This is a genomic window from Amycolatopsis sp., assembly GCF_036008905.1.
In the GTDB taxonomy this organism is placed as follows: domain Bacteria; phylum Actinomycetota; class Actinomycetes; order Mycobacteriales; family Pseudonocardiaceae; genus Amycolatopsis.
Genome location: NZ_DASYMU010000245.1, coordinates 26,821 through 51,630 on the forward strand (window position 1 = coordinate 26,821; position 24,810 = coordinate 51,630).

Consider the following 24,810-nt stretch of genomic DNA (forward strand, 5'->3'; position numbering starts at 1 on the left):
GGACGACCATGTCACCCCGCCCAACCCGGCTTGGGGCGCACGATCTGGGTGCTGGTCACGGCGTCGGCCGGGGCCACCACCTCGAGTTGTCCCTTCTGCCACTGGACGAGCAGCATGGACGCCTTGGGCACGCCTCGTTCGTCCCAGGCGAGTGGACCGGAGATCGTGGGTACGGCGTTCGCGTGCAGCCAGTCGGCGATCGCGTTCTGGTCGATCTTGCCGACGGCCTCGACCGCGGCTTGGAGCACTTGCGCCGCGGTGTAGGACGACGCGGCGTCCTCTGTCGGGTCCTCACCGAACTGCGTCCGGTACGCCGAGACGAAGTCGACGTTGCCGGGGTTCTTCGCGTCCGGGTGCCAGGCCGCGGTGGTGAAGATCCCCTCGGTGTTGGCTTCCCCGATACCGCTGGGGAACGTCAACGGGGATGAGGGCGCCTTGGTCTGGAACAGGAACTTCGGGCTGAAGCCGACCTTCTGCAGTGACCGGATCATGGCCACGCCGTCGGTTTCCAGCGCACCGTGCACGAGGAGGTCCGGTTTCGCCTGGGCGATGGTGCTGGCGATGGTGTCGAAGTTCGTCGTGTCGGGCGGGTAGTTCTCGCTGTAGACGGTGCGGATGCCGAGCGCCTCGAACTTCTGCTTGAAGATCTCGATCGCCACGTCGGCGCTCGGGTCGTTCTGGGTGGGGTACGCCGCGGTCGCGGGACGGTCGGCTTGCGGCAGCGACGCGATGTACTCGACGAACCGGTCGGGGACGTCCTTCGTGGTTCCCGTCTGGGCGAAGAACAATTTCTTCAGGCCGCGCTCGAATATCTCCGCGGCACCACCGGACGGTTCGACGTAGACCATCCCGTTGCGCTCGGCGATGGCGGACGCGGGCAGGTTGAGGAACGAGGAGAAGGTCCCGACCAGCAGGTCGACCTTCTCCTGGCTGATGAGCTTGTTGTAGTTGGCGACCACGGTGTTCTGGTCGAATCCGTCGTCGAGGATCACGAACTCCACCTGGCGGTTCAGCAGCCCGCCGGCGTCGTTCACCTTCTTCTGCCACGCCTGGTAGCCCTGGTGGCCGGGTTTGGACACGTCGGCGACGGGACCGGTCAGCGGCAGGGAGGCGCCGATCCGGATCGGGCCGGTCGACGACGAGCCCGTGGACGGGGCTCCGCAGGCGGCCGTGACCAGCACGGCACCGGTACCCAGAAGGAAAGTACGTCTTCCGAAAGCAGGAATAGTGGCGGGAATGCGACGTTGCATGGCGACCTCTGTTCGAACGGACGGTGGTCAGCGAAGGCCTGTCGGGTAGTCGACGCCGGTGAGACCGGGCACGATCACCTTCGTCGGATCGTTGTCGTGCATGATGAGCTGGTCCACGGCGAAGTCCGTGACCGCGCCGGACAGCAGCTGGCGGGGGTCTTCCAGCACCATCCGCATTCGGGTGATCATCGCGTCGAAGTCGGTGGGCGAGTGGATCACCGGCATCTCGCTGATCACCGCGTGCTGCCGCGCCGTGAGATCGGGCGCCTCGAAGGAGTTCGGCTGGAACGCGGGATAGCCGGGGAACATGGTCCGCCCGAGTTCGACCGTGACCCTGATGAAGAACCAGAGCTCGCGCATCGCCGGTTCGATGGCCGCGACCCCGGACAGGTCGCCCTCGGCCGGGGTGTCGAAGACCGGTGCGTGCGGCGCCATGTAGAGGCGTTCGAGGGGCAGCCGCTTGCGGGACGCGCCCACGATGATCGTCGCGACGCTGCTGGTGTTCCAGGTGACGCCGGCCGTGGGCCGGCCCTGCCTGCCCGCGACCAGCACCATCGCTTCGTGCCAGTCGATCGGGTGCCGGTCGAACCACCGCATCACGCGGTGCGCCGCGTCCATCCCGGCCAGGAAGAACGTCGCCACCATCATGTGGTTGACGGGCACGGGGAGGTCGGCGGAGCCGTCTCCGGCCAGGTAGTCGGTGCGCAGTGTCGTCGAGTTGAGATAGCTGTCGTCGGCGAGCGCGCGGCGCAGATAGCGGGCCGTCACCGCGCAGGAGTAGTCGACCATGTCGGCGATCGACTTCTCCATGCCGCGGAACGCGTCCACCGCGATCTCGTCGCGCCACACCTCGGCGTCGTTGGCCGCGCGAGCGACTTGGACCTTGCCGAGCAGGCGCTCCGCGTCGGTTCGCCATGAGTCGTCGCCACGCAATTCCTTGGTGAGCACCAGGGAGGCGATGGCGGGGCCCAGGTGGGAGACGCCCGCGAGTTCCTTGAAACCCCGGTTGCCCATGCGGAAGCTCTCCACCTCGGGCGCGGCGCCGTTTCCCGCGAACAGTGCGATGTCGCGGCCGGTGGCGACGATCAGCGGGTCGGCGTGGCCGCGGTCGGCCCGGGCGGCGGTCAGCCTCGCCCCGATGGTGTCGTGGCCGGCGGTATAGGCGTGGAAGAGGTCCACCAGCTCAGGGCTTTCCCTGTGCTGGACGGCACTTCCGTCGAGTGCGGCGGTGTTCATCCGTTCCCCTTAGGGCGTGTCTTGTGGGTCTGTTCGATGGGATTCGTGATCCAGGTGGTTCCTGGTTGTGCCGGGGATTCGCCCTCGTACTGGACGTCGGGTGAATCCCCGGTGCGACCAGGGGCCGCCTGGGCGCGGATACCGCGAACAAGATCCACCAGACACGCCCTCAGTCCGTGAACTCGTAGACGACGGTCTCGGCGGCGAACCGCACGTCCGCGGTCAGGCTGTTGGACACCGCGACCAGCAGGGTTTCGCCGTCGTGGTGGACGGTGGCGTCTGTGCCACCCGTGGTGGGAAAGCGTTCGACCTCGACAAGCCGCGAGTCGTCCCAGCGGTAGAGCTGCGAGTCGACGGCCGTGACGGGGTTTTCCCGGCCGCCTACGATGAAGTTCACCCGCACCAGGTAGAGCCCGGTATCCCTGGCGATGACCGCGAACTCCCGCGCACCGGCACCGGGCAGGTCGTGGTGGTGCACGAAACGCTCGCCATTCCACTGGTGTACAACGGAATCCGCTTCGATCACGGCGCACGCCAGGTAGGTCCGCCCGTCGGCCTCGAAGGTGGCGAACGCGCGGCCGCCCTGGTCGACGAGGTCCTGATGGTGGACGAATCGCTCACCGTCCCACCGGTACAGCCTGCTCGGCTGGACGTGGTCCGCGTGCGCCAGGAAGAAGTGTCCGTCCAGCTCGAAGAAGTGCCAGTTGTAGGCCCAGGCCGACTCGATCTCCTGGAACGGCTCGAACTTCTCGCCGGACCACTCGAAGATCACCGAAGGGCGGTTCGAGGCGACGTACTGCGGCAGGGAGACGCCTTGGGCCAGTGCCAGGAAGTGCCTGCCGCCCAAGGTGAAGTGGCGCCACTGCTTGGCGGCGAAGGTCGGGAACACCTGGAACGGCGTGAACTCCGCACCGTCCCAGCGGTGCACGACCGAGTCGACCGCGTATTCGTAAGGGCCTTTGCCCGACCGGATACTCGCCACCGCGAGGAAGGCCTGGTCGTCGATGACGAAGAACTCCGCGTCCTCACCGCCGGGCGCGAACAGCGTTTGGTGCTCGGCGTAGCCGCCTGTCTCCCGGCGCAGGAGCAGCAGGTCCGTGTCACTGTCACCACCGTTCATCCCCGGCGGGGTCCCCGGCGCGTCGCGGGAAAGTTGCGGGATCGCCAGCAGGTCGTGGCCACCGGCCCGAAAAGACTCCACTGCCCTGGCTCCGGACGTCGGGATCCGATACCTCTCGCGCAGGTGCTTCCCCTCCACGGTGGACTCCTTCGTCGTATGAATCTGAATTCACTTTCATTTCGGACATTAGCAGCTGCCCCTTGGTCACGCCATACCTTCACCAGGATCGAACCGGCCGATCACGTGGCGGGCTCGGCCGTCAGGCCAGGGCTCCCCCGTAGACGAAACGGGCGAGCGCCTCGATCTCCGCATCGTCCCGGCCGCCGTTGTCGCCGACCTCCGCGCCGAGCATGACGGTGTAGCAGTGCTGCTCGAGCAGACCCCGCGTCATCACGGCGATCCGAGGGGCGTCCTCGACGGACTTGCCATGGTGCGCGCGCAACTCGCGGAAATGCGCGGACCAGATGGCGACGTCCCGGTCACGCATGTCCTCCCAGATCCCGGCGAACACGGGATCGGACATCGAGGCCTGGTAGATGGCGACCATCTCGGGGAGGAATTCGCGGTAGGTCTTCCAATACGCCTCGACGTGCTCGCGCACGTGCTCCGCCGTGGTCATGGCATGGGCATGCCCTGCACTGCCGGCCACTCGCTCGTGCAACGCCGCGATGAAGTCGTCGGCGAGTGCCTTCAGCACCGCGGCCTTCGACTCGAAGTACCGGTAGATCCCCCCGGCCGCACGGCCGGCCTCGGTAGTGATGTCGGTGATCTTCGTCGGCGCGTAGCCCTGGCGCGCGAACACCCGGCGAGCGGCAGCCTTGAACTCCGCCTCGGCACGATGGGACTTCGTCTCCCCCACCACACGACCCCCGTCCGACATCGATTGTGAAAGTGACGCCACTTTCATCCAGGTCAGACGATAGCCCACGGCACCTTTGCGAACGACATCCGCGACGAGCTCGCCCCGTACGCCCCTGGCGAGGACGGCGCTTTGGCGAGAAAGTGCCTCGTGGCGTCCCGAAAGAAGAGCACGCCACGTCTGCCTTCCCATTCAATAAGCGTGACGGGTCATCACGTCCAGGATCGTGGTGTGGGAATCGCGGTGGGAATAACCGCTGTAGACGGCGGCGATCTTGTGCACCGCTCCCCCGTGCAGGGTCAGGGTCGCCTTGATGGGCACGTTCCGATGCTTCTCGACCCGCGCGAACTCTTCGTATGGCAGCCAAAGCGAGCCCCCACGGGCCGCCAGTGCCGCCGGTGGGTTCTCCATCAGCTGGAGAAGCGCCACTTTCCCGTTGTCGTTGCTCTTGGCCGTGCAGTGGACGAAGAGCAGGCCGAGGTCGGTGACGAACAGGTAGCCGAGCCGGTCGTCGATCTTGACGTGCGCGAGCGCGCCCATGATCGTTGAACCCCGTGGCGACAACCGCCTGCTGCTTCCGGCTGCGGCCGCCAGGTCGATACCGAGCCCGGTGAGCGTGGCGCGGGCCCGGTCGGCACCCTCGGGAGTCGCCTCGATCAGATCGTCGACGAGCTCATAGCCATCCACGGTGGACCCGTCCTGACGCTGGAACTCCGAGACCTCGTCCCATCGGTGGGTATACCGGAGCGAACCGGCCTCGTACGCGGCGAGAAGGACGGCCGACACGACCTCGTCCTCGATGACGGCGACAGCCTGCTCGTCTCCGCCGGCACAGAGGGCAAGGAGCAACTCCAGGCTTCCCTGTTCCTGCCCGGCGGACCGGGCGATCGACCGATACGCCTTGTCTGCGGACTCCCGAAGGAGCGCGAGCGCCGTTTCCAGCGGGTAAGTGTCCCAAGGCACCCGGCGGCGATCGCCGAAATCGAAAACGGCCACCTCGAGCCGCGTTGCGAGCAGGGCGGCGTCGGCCACCATGGCCAGCGCGGTCCGGTCGTCCACATCGGACACCTCGGGCGTGGCTTCCAGCGCCCACAACCGATCCAGGGTCGGCGGGTGGGTGTCCCAGTGCGACAGCGGCCGGAACGGCACATCGGCTGTCACGAACCATTCGCGCCTGGCGTCCAGCATTTCGGCGAAACCACCGAAGATGTTGTCGGGCGCCAAGCCGACGACGAGCCCTGCGTTGACGTAGGCGTGCAGATACCGGTCCCAGTCGTCGCCGAGCAGCGGCAGCGCTCGCAACGCCGACTGCGCCGCGGCACGCCCGGCGATCCGACCCATGACCTTGTCCGCGTGGTACTCCTGGCGTCGGCTGGCCAAGCGCTGGGTAAGGATGAACATCCTCGCGTAGCCAAGGAACAGCCAGGACAGCGGATTGAGCGTCGAGCGGGGAAACCGTTCGAGCATCCGGGCGACGGCCACGTGCCCCTGGTACCCGAGCGCGGTGAGCCTGCCGTCCAGGCGTCCATAGTGGCCGAACTCGTGGGCGAGCACGGCACGCATCTGCTGGTAGGACAAGCCCTGCAGCAGAGGGAAGCCGACCAGCAGGATACGACGGCCGGGCAGGAGACCGAGAAGCCTCCGCCGTTCGACGACGGCAGCGTTCGGGACGGCGATGATCCAGACCTGATCGGGCAGGCGCGTGCCGACCGTGTCGGCCAACTCGGTGAGCGTGCCCCACAGCCCGGGCGCGTCATCCCGGAGGAGCGGAATACCCTTCGGTACGAATGGCTTCGCCTTGAGCTGCAGCAAGGCAGCGACACACGCGCCGAGCAGCAGGCCGAGGGTGAGACCGGCGAGAAGGAACAGCGCGACGTTGTCGATGGCGCCCAGCAGCAGGCCTCCACCGAAGGCCACCAGCACAAAGCACCCGGTGATCAGCGCGTAGAACCCCAGCAGGACAAGCAGGGAGAACGCGGCCCTGACCACGGTGTTCCATGGACGCATGGGGGCACATTACCCACTCCCGTACCGAATTCAGAATCACGGACATGGAGGACCGCCGACCGGTCGGCCCGCGCATGGCGCGAACCGACCGATCCCGGTGTGACGAGTCACCGTCGACTCAGATGGTGAGCGCCTGGCGGCCGGGACGGGTCCGTCGCCAGGCGATCACGAAGAAGACGACCAGGCCGACAAACGGCAGCGAACCGACGAGCCAGCTCAGCGCCACCGGTGGCCCCGGCTGGGCAAGCACGGTGAGGCCGGGCAGCGTCCCCTCCCCATGGCCTTGGGGGCCGTCGACGGCGAAGCCCAAACTGTAGGTGCCGGGCGCGTTGAGCGACTTGACGTCCAGGCCCCAGCTGTCCAGTTTGCGGGGATGGCGGACGAGCGGGGTGACGTGCTCGTCGTCCTTGACGCCGGGGCCGTCCATGAGCAGCGACCCGGACTTCCCGGCGATCCCGCCGGCGGGGACAAAGGTGAAGTCGAGTGACTGCATGGCGCGGATCGGCCAGGTGGAGAACCCCAGCGTCACGTCGTAAGGACCGGCTTTGACGTGTTCGGTGTGGACGATGCCGACCGGTGCGTAGGCCATCGCGGGGCCCGCAGACACCAGGCTCAACATGATCGCGGCCACGACAGTGATGACCGCGCGGCGCGGTCGGCGGACTCGAATGCTCATCGGGCTTCCTTGATGGCGGTGACGGGGGCGAGTGCGCGGAGCATGGCGGTGAAGCGGGAGCCGAGGAAACCGCCGAGGGCACCGAAAACGACACCGGCGATCAGAAGAGCCACGACCGCCGACCCGGTGATCGCCGAGGTCGGATTGATGAGGACCTGCTGCAGCGGGATGCTGGCCGCGATGATCAGCCCGGACACGGCACCGGCGACCAGCAGGACGGTCTTCCCGTCGTAGCCACGTTTGCGGCCCTGCCACAGCAGCAACTCGACGGCGGCCGCGGCGACGATCAGGAACATCGGGATGGCACCAGGCACTTCGGGCGGCTGCGGGGTGAGGCCATCACGCAGCGGAAGCCCGACCGAGGCGGCGTAGGCCGCCGATGCCCACGGGGAGAACCACCACAGGAATCCTTGCAGGGCACCGAGAACCACGGCGATCCCGATCGCCGTGCCGGGCCGGCGCAGGATACCCGCGCCGATGATCGGCAACATCGCCGCGAAGAACACGACCCCGGCGATCGTCGGATCGAACGGCAGCGGAAGACCGCTGAAAGCGTTGGCACAGATGGGCGCGAAGGTGATCAGGACCGGGATCGCCACGATGGTGCCGAGCTGACCCCAGCGGCGGTCGTGGGCCGCGGCGAACACGATCACACTGCCGACCATCGTGGTCGAGATCGACAGGAACAACGCCACGTGCGGCGGGGAGTTCAGGACGGCGTCGAAACCGTAGAGCGAGTGCCACCACAGGTCGAGCAACCCGTAGAGCAGGAACGACGCCGCGCCGATCCCGGAGATCAGGTAGCCCAGCGGCGCGGTGAACGTGCCGCCGAAGACCCGGACGGGTGTGCCGCCCGCCGCACGCGGCCATGATCGGCCGGCGCGCTGGGCGGAGGTCGACAGCAGCACCATGACCAGGCTGGCGATCCCGGCGATCGTGGTACCGGAGTAGAGCGCCAGGTGCGACAAGGTGAAGAAGGTGTCCGGGCCGACCGAGACGTGCCATTGCACGTCCCAGCTGATGCCCGCGGTGGTGATCAACGTGCCGGCGAGCACGCCCCAGGCGCCCGCTCGGGCCGCGAAGCCGACATCGGCGGCTTCCGGAGGTTCGGCGCGGCCGGTCTCCGCGGCCGAAGTGACGAGATCCATGGTGTGCCCTTTCGTCGTAATTGCGTGGTGTGGCAAGGGGTTCAGTTGCCAACCGAGATCGGCAGTGTGAGGTTGTCGACGCCGTCGGCTGTGCTGATGGACAGCCGTAGTTCCCAGGGGCCGGCCATCAGCAGCGGTACGGCGTCGGCGCGGTAGTGGCCGCCGCCGCTCGGGACGGCCGTGACCGGCGGGGTGGCATGACCCATCAGCGGCATCACCGCCTCGATCTCCACCGTGGCCGGGAGCGCCGGGCCGCCCGCGCGGTCGGTGAGGTCGATGTCGATGGCGGTGGTCCCGGTTTTCGCGCTTCCGACGGTGGCGGTGACGGCGTGGTGCGGTGTCCCGGCGTGCATCACCACGGGTCCGGCCGGGGTGGGCCGCAGGAACCAGACGAGAACTCCGATGACGACGATCGCCGCGGCGGCGACGCCCGCGATGAGTATCCGGCGGGTGGTGGGAATAGTGGCGGTCATCGCCTGCCTCCTTCGGTTGCGGCGGGTACGTCGAGGACGACGGGGATCGTGATGACGGCGTAGGCGCGTTCGACCTGGATCCAGAGCCGGTACCGGCCCGCCGTGGGAAAGCTGTAGGTGAACGAGACGTCGGGGCCGTAGGCGGCGACGGTCTCGTCGGGGGTGCTGTCCCCGTTGACCGGGGGCATGGCCACCCGACCTGTCCCGGCGGCGCCGCCCATGGAGTGGGCGTGCGCCCAGACCGGCGCTTTCCCCACCGCTGTCCCGATATCGGTGTCGCTGAGCAAAGGTCCCGCGACGATCATGTGCCCGGCCATGCCCAGCCAGGGCTGCAGGTCGGCGGTGCCCCCGACCTGGACCGTGACGGCGGCGGGACGTCCCGCTGCCGGGTTGGCCACCTCGACGCCGATCGAAGTCCCGCCGATGTCGGCCGAACCGGCCGTGGCGCCATCAGCGAGGACGACCGGATTCACCGGGGCGCTGACCGGCCCGGTGCCGGAGACGTCGAGACCCGCGGGGACGCGCACGAGCTGGACCCCGCCCCCGCGGCGAACCATTTCTGCCGACACCGCGTAGTGGCCGGGTTCGGGCAGCGTCAGATGTTGCTGGTAGCGGCCGGATGCGGTCCGGATCGGGTGCAAGTGCCACAGCCGCCCGGACGGGCTGACGACCAGCAGGTGGATCAGCGCACTGTCGTGGATGATCAGGTCGTCGACCGGGGCACCGGTGGCGCCGTCGGTGAGATTCAGTTCCAGCTCGCCGGGTTTTCCCGCGGTCAAAGGGTTTCCGCCGGGAGCGAGCAGGACCGGCGGGCGGGAGAAGTCCGTGATGAGCGGGCCGTTGCGCGCGTAGGGATCGGTGACGTTGTCGATGGTGGGGTCGAGCTGGCTGCCCGGTTGCGGCGGAAGCGGGAGCGACGCCGACAGCACCGCGCCCGTCACCGCCACCGCGATCGCGGCCACCAGGCCAGCGGCGGGCAGCAGCACCCAGCCACCGCGCCGGGCTCGCGCCGCCACCAGTACCGACACCAGCAGCAGGATCCCGGCGGCGACGAATCCCCCGTACACCGCGCGTTCCGGTGGCGAAGTGGCCTGCACCGGCACCAGGAACGGGATGTGTGCCACGCGGTAGCCGTCGCCGAGGGCCAGTTCCCATGGGCCGGGGCGGTCGACGTCCAATCCGGTGGAATACGTTCCCGGCGTCTGTCCGATGTCGAGTACAGCTTGGGTGGTCGGGACTCCGGCCGCGGGTAGCGCGGAGGACGCGCCGGTAATCCCCATCGGTGTCGCGGACATGGTGAGCCGTCCTGGGGCGGTGCCCGCGTGGGTGATGACGTCGACGTGGAGTGGTCCGGGGGTCCCGGTGACCCGGCGCAGCACGAGGGTGAGTTCACGGTCGCCGAGGCTTTGGGCGATCGTGAGATCCCCGCCGGTGGACGGGGAATCGGCGAACGCCGGTGCGTTTCCGCCTGCCAGGAACAGCACGCACAATCCCGCGATCAGCGCGGGCCGCAGACGTTCGAAGATCATGCGGATAACGCTAGGAGTCGCGGCGGTCCGAAACGTCACCGTCAGCGGGGAGTGAAGATCACTCGTTTTGGGGACTCGTCAAGCCACGGTTTCTGGGACTGTTCAGCGTTGTCGCACGAGACCGTTCACGTGGGCATAGGCGACGGCTTGCACGCGGTCGCGGAGGCCCAGTTTCGCGAGCATCCGGGAAATGTGGGTTTTGACGGTTTCCTCGCCGACGTGGAGCAGTCCCGCGATTTCGGCGTTGGCATTCCCGTCGGCCAGCAGGAGCAAGACTTCCCGTTCCCGAGCGGTCAAACGCGACAGTTCCGCGGGCTCTTCCCTGGGTGCGATACCGCGGGCGAACCGGCCGGCGAGGCGCTGGGTGACCGAGGGATCGATGAGCGCGTCTCCCCTCGCCGCTATCCGCACCGCGGTCACCAGTTCCGCGGTGGGCATGCTCTTCAGCAGGAATCCGCTCGCCCCGGCCTGCAACGCGCGGTAGACGTAGTCGTCGTTGTCGAAGGTCGTGAGCACCAGGACCTTCGTCTCGACGCCGGGCACCGCGAGGATCATTTCGGTGGCGCCGAGCCCGTCGAGTTTCGGCATGCGGACGTCGAGGATCGCGATGTCGGGTCGCAGCCGCAGGGTTTCGGCGACCGCTGACCGGCCGTCCCCGACTTCGGCGACGCAGCGCAGGTCAGGCTGCGTCTCCAAGGCCAGGCGAAGCCCGGAGCGGAACGTGGCGTGGTCGTCGGCCAGCAGGATGCGCAAGGTCATGACGCGGGGGCCAGCGGGAAGACGACGGCGATGCGCCAGGCGCGGCCGTCGGGATCGGGGCCGTAGCTGACGTCGCCGTCGAACAACGCGGCGCGGTGGCGGATCCCGGCCAGCCCCCGGTGGTTTCCGGCGCCGGGTTCACGAGCCGGGTGCGGGTGCACGGCGTTTTCGCTCGACAGCGTCACGGCGTGGTCCTCGTGGTCGATACGCAGGTCGACGGTGGTCCCGTCGCCGTGGCGCAGGGCGTTGGTCAGCATTTCCTGGGTGATCCGATACAGCGCGACATCCAGCGAACCGGACAACCGGTCCTGCCGGACACCGGTGATCCGCGTCCGCACGGCCATTCCCGCGGCGCGGACTCCGTCGACCAGCTCGTCGAGGTTGTCGAGTCCGGGCTGGCGGGCTCCGTCGACGTCGTCGCCGTGGAGCAGGTCGAGCATCCGGCGAAGGTCCATCAGGGCGGCCTGGCTCGAGCTTTCGACCTCGCTCAGTGCTTTGGCCAGCACCACCTCTCCCGACGACGTGGCCAGGCCGAGTCGCGCGGCGCCCGCGTGCACGCCGATCGCGCTGACATGGTGCGAGATGACGTCGTGCAGGTCGCGGGCGATCGCGCCGCGTTCGTCGGTGACGGCCCGCGCGATGGCGTGCTGGGCGTCCCGGCGTTCGTTCTCCGCCCGCTGTTCGAGTTCGGCGAGATGCGCGCGCCGGGCGGTGGTGTAGCGGCCGACGAGCCACGGCAGCACCGCGCCCTTGAGTGCGCTGAACAGCAGGTCGGCCCAGTCGGTCTCCCCGCCCAGCGCGTGGCCGACGACGACCCCGCAGATCAACGCCACGAGCGCGAAGATCGCGGGCCCGCCGCGAAGCCAGGCCCCGGCTCGGTAACCCGCGATCAGGCTCCCGGCGTCGTTCGCGTCGGCATCCGCCCCCGAATGGCTGGGCAGGATGACCGCCGCGGCCACCTGGACCAGGGCGTGGACGACGGCGACCTGGCCGGAAAAGCGGGCGGGGGCGGCGAGCGCGAGGTCGGCGAGGACGGCCGCGACCACCAGAAACCAGTACCAGGGCGGGACCGATGCCCGGGACGCATGCAGCAGCAGGGGCGCGACGTCGGCGACCAGGCACACGACGGCGACCAGCTGCGACTGACGCCCCAGCGACCGGCTCAGGTCGCCCAATCCTGCGAACATAGGTCCAGCTCCCCCTCCCGCGCGATGTCGAGATCATCATCTCAAGCCGGCGGACCACAGACGTCACTCGCAGGAGGGACCCCGCGGCGGACGTCAACAGTCGCGGATCCGGACAGCGTTCACCTCGAGTCCCGGGACGGTTCACCTTGTTCCGAAATTCACAGCCGACCACCAAGGGCCCACAATACGGACATTTACCCAAATAATGTCCGCTATTCCACCTGACTACCCGAGCCCTCCCTGACGGAGGCAACCAGGCGGTTAACGCACGGCAATTTCGCGCGCGTTTTCCGCTCCACGCTGACTTCGGACGGAATTCGTCATGGTGTAGAACTACCGCACGGCCGAGCGGAGGACCGCGGCCCGTATTCCCCATTTACCTGAGGACGGAAATCCAGTGAGCGTGATCGATATCGGCCAAGCCGTCGTACTGGGAATCGTGGAGGGGCTCACCGAATTCCTCCCGGTTTCCTCGACCGGGCACCTGAAGATCACCGAAGGGCTGATGCACATCCCCGTCGAGGACCACGCCGTCGTCGGGTTCACCGCGGTGATCCAGGTCGGCGCCATCGCCGCGGTCCTGGTGTACTTCGCCCGCGACATCATCCGCTTCGCCGCGGCTTGGGGACGCGGTATCGCCAGCGCGGAAGCCCGCCAGAGCCACGACTACAAGTTCGCCTGGTGGATCGTGTTCGCCACCATCCCGATCGTGATCGCCGGACTGCTGTTCCAGCCGCTCATCAAGGGCGCGCTCGCGTCGCTGTGGGTCGTGGCGGGCTCCCTGATCGTCGGCAGCGCGCTGATGTGGGCCGCCGAACGCGTCGGCAAGCTCAACCGGGGCGAAGCCGAGATCACCTTCGCCGACTCCATGCTCGTCGGCTGCTCACAGATCCTCGCCCTGCTGTTCCCCGGTTTTTCCCGCTCCGGGGCGACGATCTCCACCGCGCTGATCCGCGACCTCGACCGGGTGGCCGCCACCAGGCTGTCGTTCTTCCTCTCCATCCCCGCTCTGACCGGCGCGGGCATCTACGAACTGAAGGACGCCGTCGGCGGCGGGGTCGACATGCTGCCGCTGATCGTGGGCACGGTCGTGTCCTTTGTGGTCGCCTACGCCTCGATCGCGTGGCTGCTGAAGTTCGTCGCGAAGCACTCGTTCAACGGTTTCGTCATCTACCGGATCATCCTGGGCGTGGTGATCTTCGGCCTGCTCGGCACCGGCGTACTCGCTTCATAGGCGCTAACCCACCGCTAACCTTATGACTGCACAGCGTTGACCGTCGCCGCCCTACCGTTGACCAGGTGCCTCTCACCGTTAACCTCATGTTCGATTCCCCCTCCCGAGCGGAGGGCAGGCGATGATCGACGACTCGTGGTACCTCGACGTCGTCGGCTTCGCCCAGCACACGCCGTGGCTCAACGCGATCGGGATCGGCGTCACCAACTACTCGCTCATCCTCGAAGGACTCGTCATCCTCTGGCTTCTGTGGCGGGCCAGGCACGGCGACGACGAGACCGTGGCGAAGGCGTTGTGGATCCCGATCGCGGTACTGGCCTCGTACCTGCTCGACTCCGGCCTCAAACAGTTGATCGCCGAGCCGCGGCCGTGCCAGGCCCTGCCGAACGTGCTCACGATCCTGCCGTGCGACGCGCACACGGATTACTCGTTCCCCAGTAACCACACCGTGTTGGCGGCGTCGTTCGCGGCCGCGTTGTTCCTGACCTCGCGTCGCTGGAGCTTTTTCGCCTGGATCTACGCGCTCGTGTTGGCGGCGTCGCGGGTGTATGTCGGCGCGCACTACCCACACGACGTCGTCGCCGGCCTGCTCGTCGGCGCGGTGATCGGCTACAGCGGCGTCCTTCTCCTCGGGCCGCTGACCTCGTCGGTCAGCTCGGTCCGGACGCGGCATTCCGTGCGGGCGAGGCGATAAGCGGGGTGTCCGGACCTTCTTTTTCTTGCCGCGCTTTCCTCTACCATGATTCCGACGGTAAGGATCGCGCGGTGCGCTCCGAGCCAGCCCAGAGTTAGTGGCAGGCAAGAGCCTTCGCCATCTGTCGACAGATGGCGATCCACAGTGGAGTGTCATGGGATTCAGGAGCCACGAGCATATCCGAAGCCGCGCCAACATCCCGCTCACGGTCGGCAAAATCCGGTTTTACCCTTCGACCACCGGTTCGGGTTCGACGCGGCCCGATATTTGTGGCTACGCTGCGATCATGTCACGGCTGCTGGTGGTGGAAGACGACAAGACGATCGGCGACGTGCTCCAGACCAGCCTTCGCCGTCACGGCTACGACGTCTCGTGGCGGCAAACGGGCCGCGAGGCGCTGGAAGACGCCACGCGCGGCGACTTCGACCTGGTGCTGCTCGACCTCGGACTGCCCGATCTCGACGGGGTCGAGGTCTGCCGCCGGATGCGGGCACTGGCCCCGGCGGCGGTACTGGTGATCCTGACCGCCCGCCAGGACGAGATGGACGTCGTCGTCGGCCTCGAAGCCGGAGCCGACGACTATCTCACCAAACCGGTTCGGCTGGCCGAACTACACGCCCGGGTCCGCGCACACCTCCGGCGCAGGTCGACCGACGGCAGTGGTGCGGCGATCACGATCGGGGCGCTCCAGCTCGACGTCGCCGGGCGCCGGGTCAGCGTCGGCGGGATCGAAATCTCGTTACGTACCAAGGAGTTCGACCTGCTGGCCAGGCTCGCACAGGAGCCCGGTGTCGCGGTCAGCCGGAGCACGCTGATGAACGACGTCTGGGACGAGCACTGGTACGGCTCCACGAAGACCCTCGACGTGCACATCGCCGCGCTGCGCCGCAAGCTCGCCGAGTCCGGCGCCGATGTCCCGGCACCGCAGATCTCGACCCTGCGTGGACACGGGTACCGCCTTGAGCGCCCCGATGAATAAGCCCCCGCGGCCACGACGGACAGGAAGCCGGAGACCGTGCGCCGACGTATCGTCACCCTGACCGTGGTGGCCGCCGTGCTCGCCATCGGCCTGTTCGGCCTGCCCTTCGCGTTCATCGTGGCTCGGTACTACCTCGACGACGAACGCGCCGAACTGGAACGCGCCGCGGATTCCGCCGCGCTGACGATGTCCGACGACCTCTCCGACCCCGGCCGCACCCCCGTGCTTCCGGCGACGGCCGCCGAGGACAACGTGGGGCTGTACTCCCCGGAAGGCCACCTTCGCCTGGGCATCGGCCCGGCGACAGCCGACTTCGTCGTCATGGCCGCACGCGACACCGACCTGGCGAGCGGCGAGGTCGGCAGCGACCTGGTGATCGCCGTCCCGGTGATCAACGGCGCCACGCTGACCGGCATCGTCCGCGCCGCGACCCCGCTGACTGAACTCGACCGCCGGAACATCGTGACCTGGCTGGCGATGCTCGGGCTCGCCGCGGTGGCCGTCGGTGCCACTTGGCTGGTGGCCCGTGGGCTGGCCGCACGGCTGGCGCGCCCGCTCGAAGAGCTCTCGGCGTCCGCGGAACGGCTGGGTGACGGCGATTTCACGGTACGGACCCGTCGCGCGGGGATCTCCGAGATCGACCAGGTCGCCGACGCACTGGACACCACGGCCGAGCGGATCGGCAAGACCCTCGAGCGGGAGCGCGCGTTTTCCGCGGACGCCTCGCATCAGCTGCGCACGCCGTTGACCGGGCTGCGGATGCAGCTCGAAGACGCGCTGGAGACCCCGGACGAGGATCTGCGCGGCGCGATCACCTCGGCGATCACGTCGGCGGACCGGCTGGAAAGCACGATCGACGACCTGCTGACGCTGGCCAGGGAAACCCGCACCCCGCGCACGGTCATGGATCTCGACGCCCTGCTCGACGAGGTGCGCCAGGGCTGGCACGGACTACTCGCCGGACAAGGCCGGGAGCTGCGGATCGAGTCCCGGGAGCCGCCACCGCCCACGGCGTCGGCGGCGGCCGTCCGTCAGGTGCTCGGGGTGCTGCTGGACAACGCCGTCACCCATGGCCGGGGCACGGTGACCGTGACCGTTCGGGACGCGGGTGACGCCGTCGCCGTCGACGTGAGCGACGAAGGCCCCGGCGTCAGCGGGGACCTGGATCTGTTCACCCGCGGGTCGAGCACGGGCGTCGGCAACGGCATCGGGCTGGCACTGGCCCGCAGCCTCGCCGAGGCCGAGGGTGGACGGCTGCGGCTGACCACCCCGGCGCCGCCGATGTTCACCTTGCTGCTGCCGGCCAAGGCTCAGGACGTGCGCTTGGCACGGCGCGAGCGGTAGAACTCCAGGAGCAGCGGGCTCAGGGAGACGAGCACGATCACGGCGATGATCGGCAGCAGGTAGGTGTCGATGTTCGGCACCGAGGACCCGAGCGCGTACCCGGCCAGGATCACCCCGACCGTCCACAACAGACCGCCGAGGATCTGCCAGATCGCGAAGGTCCGCGCGGGCACCTCCACGATCCCGGCGAGCGGGTTGAGTACCGTGCGGACGACCGGGATGAACCGCGCCAGCATGATCGCCTTGCCGTGGCCGTACTTCTCCAGCAGCTTCGATGCCCGCTCGACGCCTTCGTTCACGCTGGGCCGGTTGATGCGTTTCAGCAGCGCGGTGCCGCCTCGGCGGCCGATCACGTAACCGACCTGCGCGCCGATGAGCGCGCCGGCCGCCGCCGCGATCATCAGCGTCAGCAACGACGACCCGCCACCGAGCGCTCCGGTGGCCGCGAGCACGCCCGCGGTGAACAGCAGCGAGTCGCCGGGCAGGAAGAACCCGATCAGCAGGCCCGTTTCGGCGAACATCACCAGGAAGACGCCGAACGCGCCGAGCCCGGTGAGCAGGGACCGCGAGTCAAGGATGTTCAAAGCCATAGTGTGCACGATGCCGACGCTAAGAGTCCCCAGGGAAACAACCGGCCCTGCGTTGGTTAATCCGGAGTTTGCCTTCCGCGGCTGGTTATGGTGTGAAGAAAGGAGACCGAGGAGTGCCGTGCACATTGTGATCGTCGACGACGAAGCCGCCGTGCGCGATTCGCTGTCCAGGACCCTGCGGTTCGAGGGCTACACCGTGTCGATCGCGGCCGACGGGGCCCGCGCGCTGGAGGTCATCCGGGCGGAGAAACCCGACGGGGTGATCCTGGACGTGATGATGCCGGTGCTCAGCGGGCTCGACAGCTGCCGGGTCCTGCGCGCCGAGGGCAACTACGTCCCCGTGCTGATGCTCACCGCGCGCGGCGACGTGTCCGACCGGGTCGCCGGGCTCGACGCGGGCGCCGACGACTACCTCGCGAAGCCGTTCGCCCTGCAGGAACTGCTCGCCAGGGTCCGGGCGCTCCTGCGGCGGACCGAATACGCCGCGGCGCCGCCCAGCCCGCCGAGCACTGGTGGTGACCAGCTGTCCTTCGCCGATCTCGTGCTCGACCCCGGCACCCGGGAAGTCACCCGAGGGCCCCGGCCGATCCGGTTGACCAGGACGGAATTCGCGATGCTGGAGACGTTCCTGCGCCATCCGAGGATGGTGCTGACCCGGACGATGATGTTCGAGCAGGTGTGGGGCTACGACTTCGGCGCGTCCTCCAACGGGCTCGACGTCTACGTCAGCTACCTGCGCCGCAAGCTCGAGGCCGACGGCGAGCCCCGGCTCCTGCACACCGTGCGCGGGGTCGGGTACGTCCTGCGCGAGGACCCGCTGTGAAGGCGTGGCTGCGCAAGCGGCGGTGGCGGGAGATGTCGCTGCGGACCCGCCTGACAGTGATGGCCGCGGCGGCGGTCGCCATCGCCGTCGTGGGGGTTTCGCTCACGTCGTGGTTGCTGGTGCGGGCCAAGCTCTACCAGCAGTTCGACGCGCAGCTGTCCACCTCAGCGCAGCTCGCGGCGAAGACCGGGTCGCCGGCCGACGCGCTGGCGACGCTGGCCACCACCGACCGGCGAAACATGCAACCCGACTCGGACCACCCCCCCAGGGTCACCGTCCAATTCCTGGACCAGGCCGGGAACCCGGCGGGTGCGGCCGGTGAGGTGCCGTCCATCCCGGTGAGCACGAACGCGCGGCACGTCGCCGCGGGCGGCCTCGCCGACGAGAACGAGGTCGTCAAGATCGGCAACGACCGCTTTCGCGTGTGGACGGTGCAGCGTCCAGACGGCGCCGCGCAGGTCGCCAGGGACGCCGAGGGAATCGAAAACACGCTGGCGGAACTGGGCCTGTGGCACGGCCTGGTCGGGCTCGTCGGCATCGCGATGGCCACGCTGGTCGGCCTGGTGGTGGCGCGCGCGGCCTTGCGGCCGGTGGACGTGCTCACGGCCGGGGCCGAGCGAGTGGCCCGCACCCAGGACCTGACCGCGAAGATCCCGGTGAACGGCCAAGGCGAGATCGCCCGGCTGGCCGAAGCGTTCAACGCGATGCTCGACGCGCTCGCCGGTTCCCGCGCGGCGCAACGGCGGCTCGTGGAGGACGCCGGACACGAACTGCGGACCCCGCTGACGAGCCTGCGCGCCAACGTCGAGCTGCTCATCCACGCGTCCGTGCAGAGCGATCCCGCCAAGGTCCTGTCCGACGAGGACAGGAACAGGCTGCTGACCGATCTCGACGTCCAGTCCATCGAGCTGTCCACACTGGTCGGCGAGCTCGTCGAACTGTCCAAAGAAGACACGACCCCGGAACCGCTGGAACGACTCGAACCGGCCGACGTGGTCGCGACCGCCGTCGAACGGGCACGGCCACGGGCGCCGCAGGTGCGCTTCGAGACCTCGCTGATCGCCGCCGAAGTACTCGGGCGCCCGGTTTCCCTCGAACGCGCGGTGCTGAACCTGCTGGACAACGCGGCCAAATGGAGCCCGCCGGGCGGCACTGTCCGGGCGAGCGTGGTGGCCGACGACGGCGTCGTGCGGATCACCGTCTCCGACGAGGGACCGGGCATCCCGGAGGAGGACCTGCCCCACGTCTTCGAGCGGTTCTACCGCGCCGAAGCCTCCCGGGCGCTACCGGGCTCGGGACTGGGCCTGGCGATCGTCGAACAGGTCGCGCACCTGCACGGCGGCACGGTCTCGGCGGCGAACACCGAGTCCGGCGGGGCACGGGTTTCGATGACGCTGAAACGCGGCGGTTCTTGACGCGGCGGGTTCTTAACCAAAGCCCGCCGGATCTTCATCGGATTCTCATGATCGGCGGCCACCGTTCATGGGGTGACGACCACCCTCCGCACCGCCCCGGCGAAGACCGGATCCGGGCTCCGCGCCCGGGCGGACGTGCTTGCCCGGCTGGCGGTGACGCTGGCCGTTAGCGCCCAGGTCGTGATCTGTTACCTGACCGTCGTGCTGTGGCGGCAGGTCGACCTGTTCCGCGACCCCGTCAGCGACTACGCCTTCTTCTCCGCCGGGCGCGCGTGGTTCGTCGTGGCGATCCTGCTGGTACTGCTTGCCGGTCTCGCCCTGGTCATGGCGATGAGCGACGCGGGACTGGTCCGCACCACGCTCACCAATGTCCTTTTCGGACTGTGGGCGGCCGGACTGCTGCTCGTCGCGGTCTTCCCGGGCAACCGGGCCGCCGACGATCCGACCCTGCACGGCGAGATCCACCGGTTCGGCGGCGCGGTGTTCCTGACCTGCCTGCCGCTGGCCTGCTGGACGCTCGCGACAACGCTGGCGGCGAAACCACTGTGGACGTCAGCCGCCCGGCTGGTCCGTCGTCTGAGTGTGGTGGGAATGATCACCGCGGCGTCCTTCGGGTTCGCGCAGGTCGTGCCCGCGTTGCCGGAGGGCCTTCTCGAACGGTTCGCACTCATCGCGGAACTGGCCCTGCTCGTCGCGGTGGCCACGACCGTGCGGAGGGCAGCACGATGATCGCGCTCGCCATCGGCTGTGCGGTGCTGGCGGCCTTTTTCTTCGCCGCGGCCGTCCGGCTGCAGCACGGCGCGGTCCGTGCCACGAGCGACGGCGAGACACTGGGGGCCGGCGCGCTGGGGCGGGTCGTCCGCAGCCCGCGGTGGCTGGCCGGAACCGCGCTCGCGGTGACCGGCAGCACCCTGCACATCATCGCGCTTTCCCTCGCGCCACTGGCGGTCGTGCAGCCGATCGGTGTGCTCAGCCTGGTGCTGACGGTCTTGCCCGGCTCCCGGACGAGCCGGGTTCGCACAGCGGTCTTCGCGGTGTGCGCCGGGGTCGGCGGTTTTGTCCTGCTCGCCGCGCTCGCGGGCGGTTCTCCCGCGACGACGTCACCGGATCCGTGGTCGGCGCAGTTCGTCGTCGTGGGCGCGCTGGCGCTGGCCGCGGCGGGACTGTCCGCCCACGGCCGGGCGCGCTGCCTCGCGCTGGCGACGTCGGCGGCAGTCCTCTTCGGCCTGGGTTCCGCGTTGATCAGGGCGGCTTCCCTGGACATCCTCGGCAGCGGCGCGTTGGGCAACGGGGTGGTGCTGGCCGCCGAAGCCGTGCTGCTGATGGTCATGGGTGGCTGGTTGATGCACCAGGCCTACGCCGCCGGGCCGACCGGCATCGTCGTCGCCGCGACCACCGTGGTCGATCCGCTCACCGCTGTCACCGTCGGTCTCGTGTTCTACGGCGAGGCCGCCCACACCCTCCCGGTCCTCGCGTTCGCGCAGGCCGGTTTCGCCCTGGTCGCCGTGGCCGGGGTGCTCGTACTGGCGCGATCGGTGCCCGATCCGCACGACTCCAAGGAGCCCGACATGCCGACTACGCCGCCGCCCGGGCAAGGATTGCGGATCCTCATCAGCGCGGACACCTTCCCGCCGGACGTCAACGGCGCCGCGCACTTCGCCGACCGGCTGGCCCGGGGCCTGGCGGCGCGCGGGCACGACGTCCACGTGGTCTGCCCCGCGGACACGCCGAAGCCGGCCGTGGTGTCGGACGGGCAGATCACGATTCACCGCGTCAGATCACTGGGAACGCCGTTCCACCCGACCTTCCGCATCTGCGCGCCGTGGCAGGCAACGCGCGCGGCACCGGAACTGTTCGACCTGATCCAGCCGGACGTCGTCCATGTGCAGTCCCATTTCTCGCTCGGCCGGGCGATGGTGAAAGCCGCACACGACCGTAGGGTTCCGGTGATCGCGACCAACCACTTCATGCCGGAGAACCTGCTCGGTTACGCGCCGGTGCCGCAGGCCCTGCGGGACCCGATCGCGCGGTGGGCGTGGCGGGACCTCGTGCGGGTGTACCGGCAGGCCGACGTCGTCACCGCGCCGACACCACGCGCCGTCGAACTGCTCGAAACGAACGGGCTGCCCGGCAGCGCGCGGGCGGTGTCCTGCGGGATCGACATCGGCCACTACGAGTCCGGCGAAAACGTCGCGGGCACAGGAATGTCAGTGCTGTTCGTGGGGCGGCTGGACAAGGAGAAGAACGTCGACGAACTCATCCGGGCGATGGCAACGCTGCCGGACGTGCGCGCCGACATCGTCGGAGACGGGGCGTGCCGGGACAAGCTCGTCGCGCTGGCGGCGGAGATCGGTGTGCTGAACCGGATCCGGTTCCACGGCTTCGTCAGCGACGAGGAACTCGTCCGGGCCTACCGGCGCTGTGACGTGTTCTGCATGCCCGGTACCGCGGAACTGCAGAGCCTCGCGACGATGGAGGCCATGGCCGCCGGACGTCCGGTGATCGCCGCCGACGCGATGGCGTTGCCACATCTCGTTCGCCCGGGTGTCAACGGTTTCCTTTACCCGCCAGGTGATACCGGCCAGCTCACCCGGTGTCTCGCCGAGCTGGCGCGCAACCCGGCGCTGCGCGGTGAGATGGGCGAGGCGAGCCGGAAGATCATCGCCGGGCACGGGATCGACCGGACCCTCGACGTCTTCGGCGACCTCTACCACCAGGCCATCGATGCCCGGCATCCCTCGGCGGCCCTCGCTGCCGGGGTAGCCTCTCCGGTCGCCTGAGCGAGTCCGGGGCTCCGCTCACGCGCAAGCCGGCCTATGGAGCTTCAGTCATCGGCGGGCATGCCTGCATCCCGGACCGCGGAGGTCAGGAGTTCCGAGGCACGACCAGGCCGGATTCGTAGGCGAGGACGACGAGCTGAGCGCGGTCGCGGGCGTGGAGCTTCGTCATGGCGCGGTTGATGTGGGTTTTCGCGGTCATCGGGGTGATCACCATGCGGTCGGCGATCTGGTCGTTGGACAGGCCCTGCGCGACCAGGGCCACAGCCTCGCGTTCGCGGTTGGTCAGCTGTTTGAGCACAGTGCCGGTGTACGGGTGGAGCGGCTGAGTGACGTACCGGTTGATCAGCTTGCGGGTGATCGACGGGGCGAGCAGCGCGTCGCCGCGCGCGGCGACCCGTACGGCATGCAGGAAGTCTTCCGGCTCGATGTCCTTGACGAGGAATCCGGCGGCGCCGGCGCGCAACGCGTCGAAGACGTATTCGTCCAAGCCGTAGTTGGTCAGGATGACCACGTGTACCCCGGCCAGGGCCGGGTCCGCGGCGATGCGCCGGGTCGCCTCGATGCCGTCGACAACCGGCATCTGGATGTCGATGAGCGCGATGTCGGGCAGATGTTTCCTGGCGAGCGCCAAGCCGTCGCTCCCGTCGGCCGCCTCGGCCACCACCTCGATGTCGGCCTCGGCCTCGAGGAGTGCACGGAATCCGCTGCGCAGGAGTGGCTGGTCGTCGACCAGCAGGACACGGATCACGACGTTCGGTCCACAGGGAGTTCGGCTTGCACGGAGAAGCCGCCCTCGTCTCGCGGTTCCGCGCGCAGGTGACCGCCGAGGGCGGCGACTCGCTCACGCATTCCCAGCAGCCCGACGCCGGGCGTCGGCGCGGTGTCCGGCGTGGCCATGCCGTCGTCATCAATCCGGATGGCCAGCGTGTCAGGACGGTAGTCGATCCGGACCGACGCCGTCGCGGCGGCGGCGTGCCGGGCGATGTTGGTCAGCGACTCCTGAACGATCCGGTAAGCGGTCCGGCCCACCGCGGCCGACACGTCGTGTCGTTGTCCTTCGATCGTCAGCTTGGCGTCCAGACCGGTCGCCCGAGCCCGTTCCACCAGATCCGGAACATGGTCGAGCCCGTGCGACGGGTGCTTTTCGTCGTCTCGCAACGCCTCCAGGGTCGCTCGCAGCTCCCTGGCCGCCTCACGACCGGCCCCGAGGATCGCCAGCAGTGCGTCCGGCACCGGTTCACCTCGCTTGCGGGTCAGGTGGACGGCGACTTCGGCCTGCACTTTGATGACGGAGATCTGGTGGGTGAGCGAATCATGCAGTTCCCGCGCGATGTGCAGCCGCTCCTCGTCGGCGCGGCGCCGCGCGGTCTCCTCACGGGTGCGCTCGGCCTCGTCCGCCCGGCGCTCGGCCTGTCGCAGCGCTTCACCCGCCGCAGCGGCGGCGATCAGCCAGGCCAGTTGCAGGACGTCCCGGCTCTGCGTGAACGCCTCGGCCACGGACCAGTCCTGGGGAGAGGCCAGGGTCGCGAACGGAAGAGCAACCACCATGACCACCGAACCCGCCACCGTGACGATGTGGTGTCCCGCCCGTACCGTGGCGTACACCGCGACCAGATACGCGACGGCCGGCACATCGAAACCGACGGCTTGATAACCCAGCACACACAACCCGGTGACGGCCAGCACGGTGACCGGAGCCCGGCGGTGCGCGGCCAGCGCCAGGCCACCAGCTGTCAACAACGCGTAGCCCAGCGGGTCGAGAATCGTGGGCGAATGATCCCTCGACAGTCCGGTAGCCAGCAAGATCGCCGCCGCGCCGACAGCGATCGCCCAGTCTCTGACGCCGATCCGTCCCCCGCGCATGAGTGAACCCTAGCCAGATGTTCGCGCGGGCAACTCCCGCGCGCGGATGATCTGCGGCCTACCGCACACGCGGTACTTTCGCGGCTCCTACGGCACGCGCGGCAGCCGGCTACCGCGGCGACGGCAGCGCGAATTGCCCGCGCTGGCGGGACGACCAGCGGTGGTCCGGTGGACATGCTCAGCAATGTCCAGTCGTAGGAGGAAGAGGAGCACTTCATGTCCGTCCGTTACCTGCTTGCCGCCGCCTCAGCCACCCAGCTCAGCGTTTTCGGGTTCGCCACACCGGCAGCCGCGCACGTCTTGGCCCAACCGATCGCCGCCAGTGTCAGCACCATGACCGCCGGGCGTCTCTGGTCCTTGGTAGCCGTAGCGCTGGGGCTGGCCGGCACGGTCATCGGCGGGCTGGCTCTGGCGCGCTCCGCCGGCCGTATCGGCAAGGGCAACGGAAGAAAGGGGGCCATCCAGGCCCTGATGGCAGGGCTGACCGGCACGGTCATCGGCGGGCTGGTCGTCGCCGCGGCCGGCGGTGGTCCCGGCACCGGCTACGGAATCGTCGGCGGCTTCGTGGCACTGGCGGTGGGTGTGATCGCCATGGTCCTCGGTGGGCTGGCGCTGATCCGCGCCCGCCGCACCCAACTGACCGGCTGAATACAAGCAGTGGGGCGGCCGGGCTCGGCTTGGGTGGGTGGCTCGTGAGTGGCTACAGCCGAGGATGCACGTGACCCACGAGACGATCTACCAGGCACTGTATGTGCAGGGCCGGGGTGCGTTACGCCGTGAGCTGGCGGAATGTTTGCGCACCGGGCGGGCGATCCGCCGCCCGCGGCGGACCCCGGACGGGCGC

The 24,810-nt window shown here is 68.8% G+C and carries 23 protein-coding genes and 1 pseudogene; 10 read left to right on the plus strand and 14 right to left on the minus strand.

The window, feature by feature from the left end; all coding sequences use genetic code 11:
* Positions 1-11: 11 nt before the first annotated feature.
* From VGP60_RS39405 to VGP60_RS39455, 11 genes are all read right to left on the minus strand, one after another.
* On the minus strand, positions 12-1,181 hold the full coding sequence (locus VGP60_RS39405; protein WP_327553326.1) for an amino acid ABC transporter substrate-binding protein: 1,170 nt from the start codon (positions 1,179-1,181) through the stop codon (positions 12-14).
* 96 nt (positions 1,182-1,277) lie between these two features.
* Positions 1,278-2,486 carry a DUF5624 domain-containing protein gene (locus tag VGP60_RS39410; RefSeq protein ID WP_327553327.1) on the minus strand — a complete coding sequence of 403 codons (1,209 nt, stop codon included), beginning with the start codon at positions 2,484-2,486 and terminating at the stop codon, positions 1,278-1,280.
* 169 nt (positions 2,487-2,655) lie between these two features.
* Positions 2,656-3,744, minus strand: coding sequence for a hypothetical protein (locus VGP60_RS39415; protein ID WP_327553328.1), 1,089 nt, complete (start codon positions 3,742-3,744; stop codon positions 2,656-2,658).
* Between the two features lie 121 nt (positions 3,745-3,865).
* The gene (locus VGP60_RS39420) at positions 3,866-4,465 is read right to left on the minus strand and encodes a helix-turn-helix domain-containing protein (protein ID WP_327553329.1); all 600 of its coding nucleotides are present in this window, start codon (positions 4,463-4,465) and stop codon (positions 3,866-3,868) included.
* A 192-nt stretch (positions 4,466-4,657) separates the two neighbouring features.
* Positions 4,658-6,472, minus strand: coding sequence for a M48 family metallopeptidase (locus VGP60_RS39425; protein ID WP_327553330.1), 1,815 nt, complete (start codon positions 6,470-6,472; stop codon positions 4,658-4,660).
* Positions 6,473-6,590: 118 nt separating this feature from the next.
* Positions 6,591-7,148, minus strand: coding sequence for a hypothetical protein (locus tag VGP60_RS39430; RefSeq protein WP_327553331.1), 558 nt, complete (start codon positions 7,146-7,148; stop codon positions 6,591-6,593).
* Positions 7,145-8,296 carry a hypothetical protein gene (locus VGP60_RS39435; protein WP_327553332.1) on the minus strand — a complete coding sequence of 384 codons (1,152 nt, stop codon included), beginning with the start codon at positions 8,294-8,296 and terminating at the stop codon, positions 7,145-7,147. Before VGP60_RS39435 ends, VGP60_RS39430 begins: the two co-directional genes overlap by 4 nt.
* Before the next feature lie 41 nt (positions 8,297-8,337).
* Positions 8,338-8,769, minus strand: a complete 432-nt coding sequence (locus VGP60_RS39440; protein WP_327553333.1) for a FixH family protein — start codon at positions 8,767-8,769, stop codon at positions 8,338-8,340.
* Positions 8,766-10,298 (minus strand): hypothetical protein, encoded by a 1,533-nt coding sequence (locus VGP60_RS39445; RefSeq protein WP_327553334.1) that lies wholly within the window; start codon positions 10,296-10,298, stop codon positions 8,766-8,768. The genes VGP60_RS39440 and VGP60_RS39445 overlap by 4 nt, the downstream gene beginning before the upstream one ends.
* 102 nt (positions 10,299-10,400) lie before the next feature.
* Entirely contained in the window at positions 10,401-11,057 is a 657-nt protein-coding gene (locus VGP60_RS39450; RefSeq protein WP_327553335.1) for a response regulator transcription factor, read from the minus strand.
* Positions 11,054-12,244: a sensor histidine kinase gene (locus VGP60_RS39455; RefSeq protein WP_327553336.1), complete on the minus strand. Its 1,191-nt coding sequence runs from the start codon at positions 12,242-12,244 to the stop codon at positions 11,054-11,056. Before VGP60_RS39455 ends, VGP60_RS39450 begins: the two co-directional genes overlap by 4 nt.
* A 397-nt stretch (positions 12,245-12,641) precedes the next feature.
* On the opposite strand from VGP60_RS39455, the gene VGP60_RS39460 reads away from it, so the two are divergent.
* The 4 genes from VGP60_RS39460 to VGP60_RS39475 all read left to right on the plus strand — a co-directional run bounded on the left by VGP60_RS39460 (position 12,642) and on the right by VGP60_RS39475 (position 16,495).
* Positions 12,642-13,478 carry an undecaprenyl-diphosphate phosphatase gene (locus tag VGP60_RS39460; protein ID WP_327553337.1) on the plus strand — a complete coding sequence of 279 codons (837 nt, stop codon included), beginning with the start codon at positions 12,642-12,644 and terminating at the stop codon, positions 13,476-13,478.
* Between the two features lie 121 nt (positions 13,479-13,599).
* Positions 13,600-14,172 carry a phosphatase PAP2 family protein gene (locus VGP60_RS39465; protein ID WP_327553338.1) on the plus strand — a complete coding sequence of 191 codons (573 nt, stop codon included), beginning with the start codon at positions 13,600-13,602 and terminating at the stop codon, positions 14,170-14,172.
* A 286-nt stretch (positions 14,173-14,458) separates the two neighbouring features.
* On the plus strand, positions 14,459-15,151 hold the full coding sequence (locus VGP60_RS39470) for a response regulator transcription factor (RefSeq protein ID WP_327553339.1): 693 nt from the start codon (positions 14,459-14,461) through the stop codon (positions 15,149-15,151).
* A 36-nt stretch (positions 15,152-15,187) separates the two neighbouring features.
* The gene (locus VGP60_RS39475; RefSeq protein ID WP_327553340.1) at positions 15,188-16,495 is read left to right on the plus strand and encodes a HAMP domain-containing sensor histidine kinase; all 1,308 of its coding nucleotides are present in this window, start codon (positions 15,188-15,190) and stop codon (positions 16,493-16,495) included.
* On the opposite strand, the gene VGP60_RS39480 is transcribed toward VGP60_RS39475, so the two are convergent.
* Positions 16,462-17,085, minus strand: coding sequence for a DedA family protein (locus tag VGP60_RS39480; protein ID WP_327553341.1), 624 nt, complete (start codon positions 17,083-17,085; stop codon positions 16,462-16,464). The genes VGP60_RS39475 and VGP60_RS39480 overlap by 34 nt on opposite strands.
* A gap of 118 nt (positions 17,086-17,203) precedes the next feature.
* On the opposite strand from VGP60_RS39480, the gene VGP60_RS39485 reads away from it, so the two are divergent.
* The 4 genes from VGP60_RS39485 (at position 17,204) to VGP60_RS39500 (ending at position 22,103) form a co-directional block, all read left to right on the plus strand.
* Positions 17,204-17,908 carry a response regulator transcription factor gene (locus VGP60_RS39485; protein WP_327553342.1) on the plus strand — a complete coding sequence of 235 codons (705 nt, stop codon included), beginning with the start codon at positions 17,204-17,206 and terminating at the stop codon, positions 17,906-17,908.
* Positions 17,905-19,323 (plus strand): HAMP domain-containing sensor histidine kinase, encoded by a 1,419-nt coding sequence (locus tag VGP60_RS39490; RefSeq protein WP_327553343.1) that lies wholly within the window; start codon positions 17,905-17,907, stop codon positions 19,321-19,323. The genes VGP60_RS39485 and VGP60_RS39490 overlap by 4 nt, the downstream gene beginning before the upstream one ends.
* A 72-nt stretch (positions 19,324-19,395) precedes the next feature.
* On the plus strand, positions 19,396-20,052 hold the full coding sequence (locus VGP60_RS39495; RefSeq protein ID WP_327553344.1) for a DUF998 domain-containing protein: 657 nt from the start codon (positions 19,396-19,398) through the stop codon (positions 20,050-20,052).
* Positions 20,049-22,103 carry a glycosyltransferase gene (locus VGP60_RS39500; protein WP_327553345.1) on the plus strand — a complete coding sequence of 685 codons (2,055 nt, stop codon included), beginning with the start codon at positions 20,049-20,051 and terminating at the stop codon, positions 22,101-22,103. Before VGP60_RS39495 ends, VGP60_RS39500 begins: the two co-directional genes overlap by 4 nt.
* Before the next feature lie 85 nt (positions 22,104-22,188).
* Here the strand turns inward: VGP60_RS39500 and VGP60_RS39505 are convergent, their stop codons facing one another.
* Entirely contained in the window at positions 22,189-22,851 is a 663-nt protein-coding gene (locus VGP60_RS39505) for a response regulator transcription factor (RefSeq protein WP_327553346.1), read from the minus strand.
* Positions 22,848-23,966: a sensor histidine kinase gene (locus VGP60_RS39510; protein WP_327553347.1), complete on the minus strand. Its 1,119-nt coding sequence runs from the start codon at positions 23,964-23,966 to the stop codon at positions 22,848-22,850. Before VGP60_RS39510 ends, VGP60_RS39505 begins: the two co-directional genes overlap by 4 nt.
* A gap of 216 nt (positions 23,967-24,182) precedes the next feature.
* Between VGP60_RS39510 and VGP60_RS39515 the strand changes: the two genes are divergently transcribed.
* Positions 24,183-24,614, plus strand: a complete 432-nt coding sequence (locus VGP60_RS39515) for a DUF6223 family protein (RefSeq protein ID WP_414640475.1) — start codon at positions 24,183-24,185, stop codon at positions 24,612-24,614.
* A 64-nt stretch (positions 24,615-24,678) separates the two neighbouring features.
* Positions 24,679-24,810 (plus strand): annotated as a pseudogene (locus tag VGP60_RS39520) (IS30 family transposase); the annotation flags it as partial.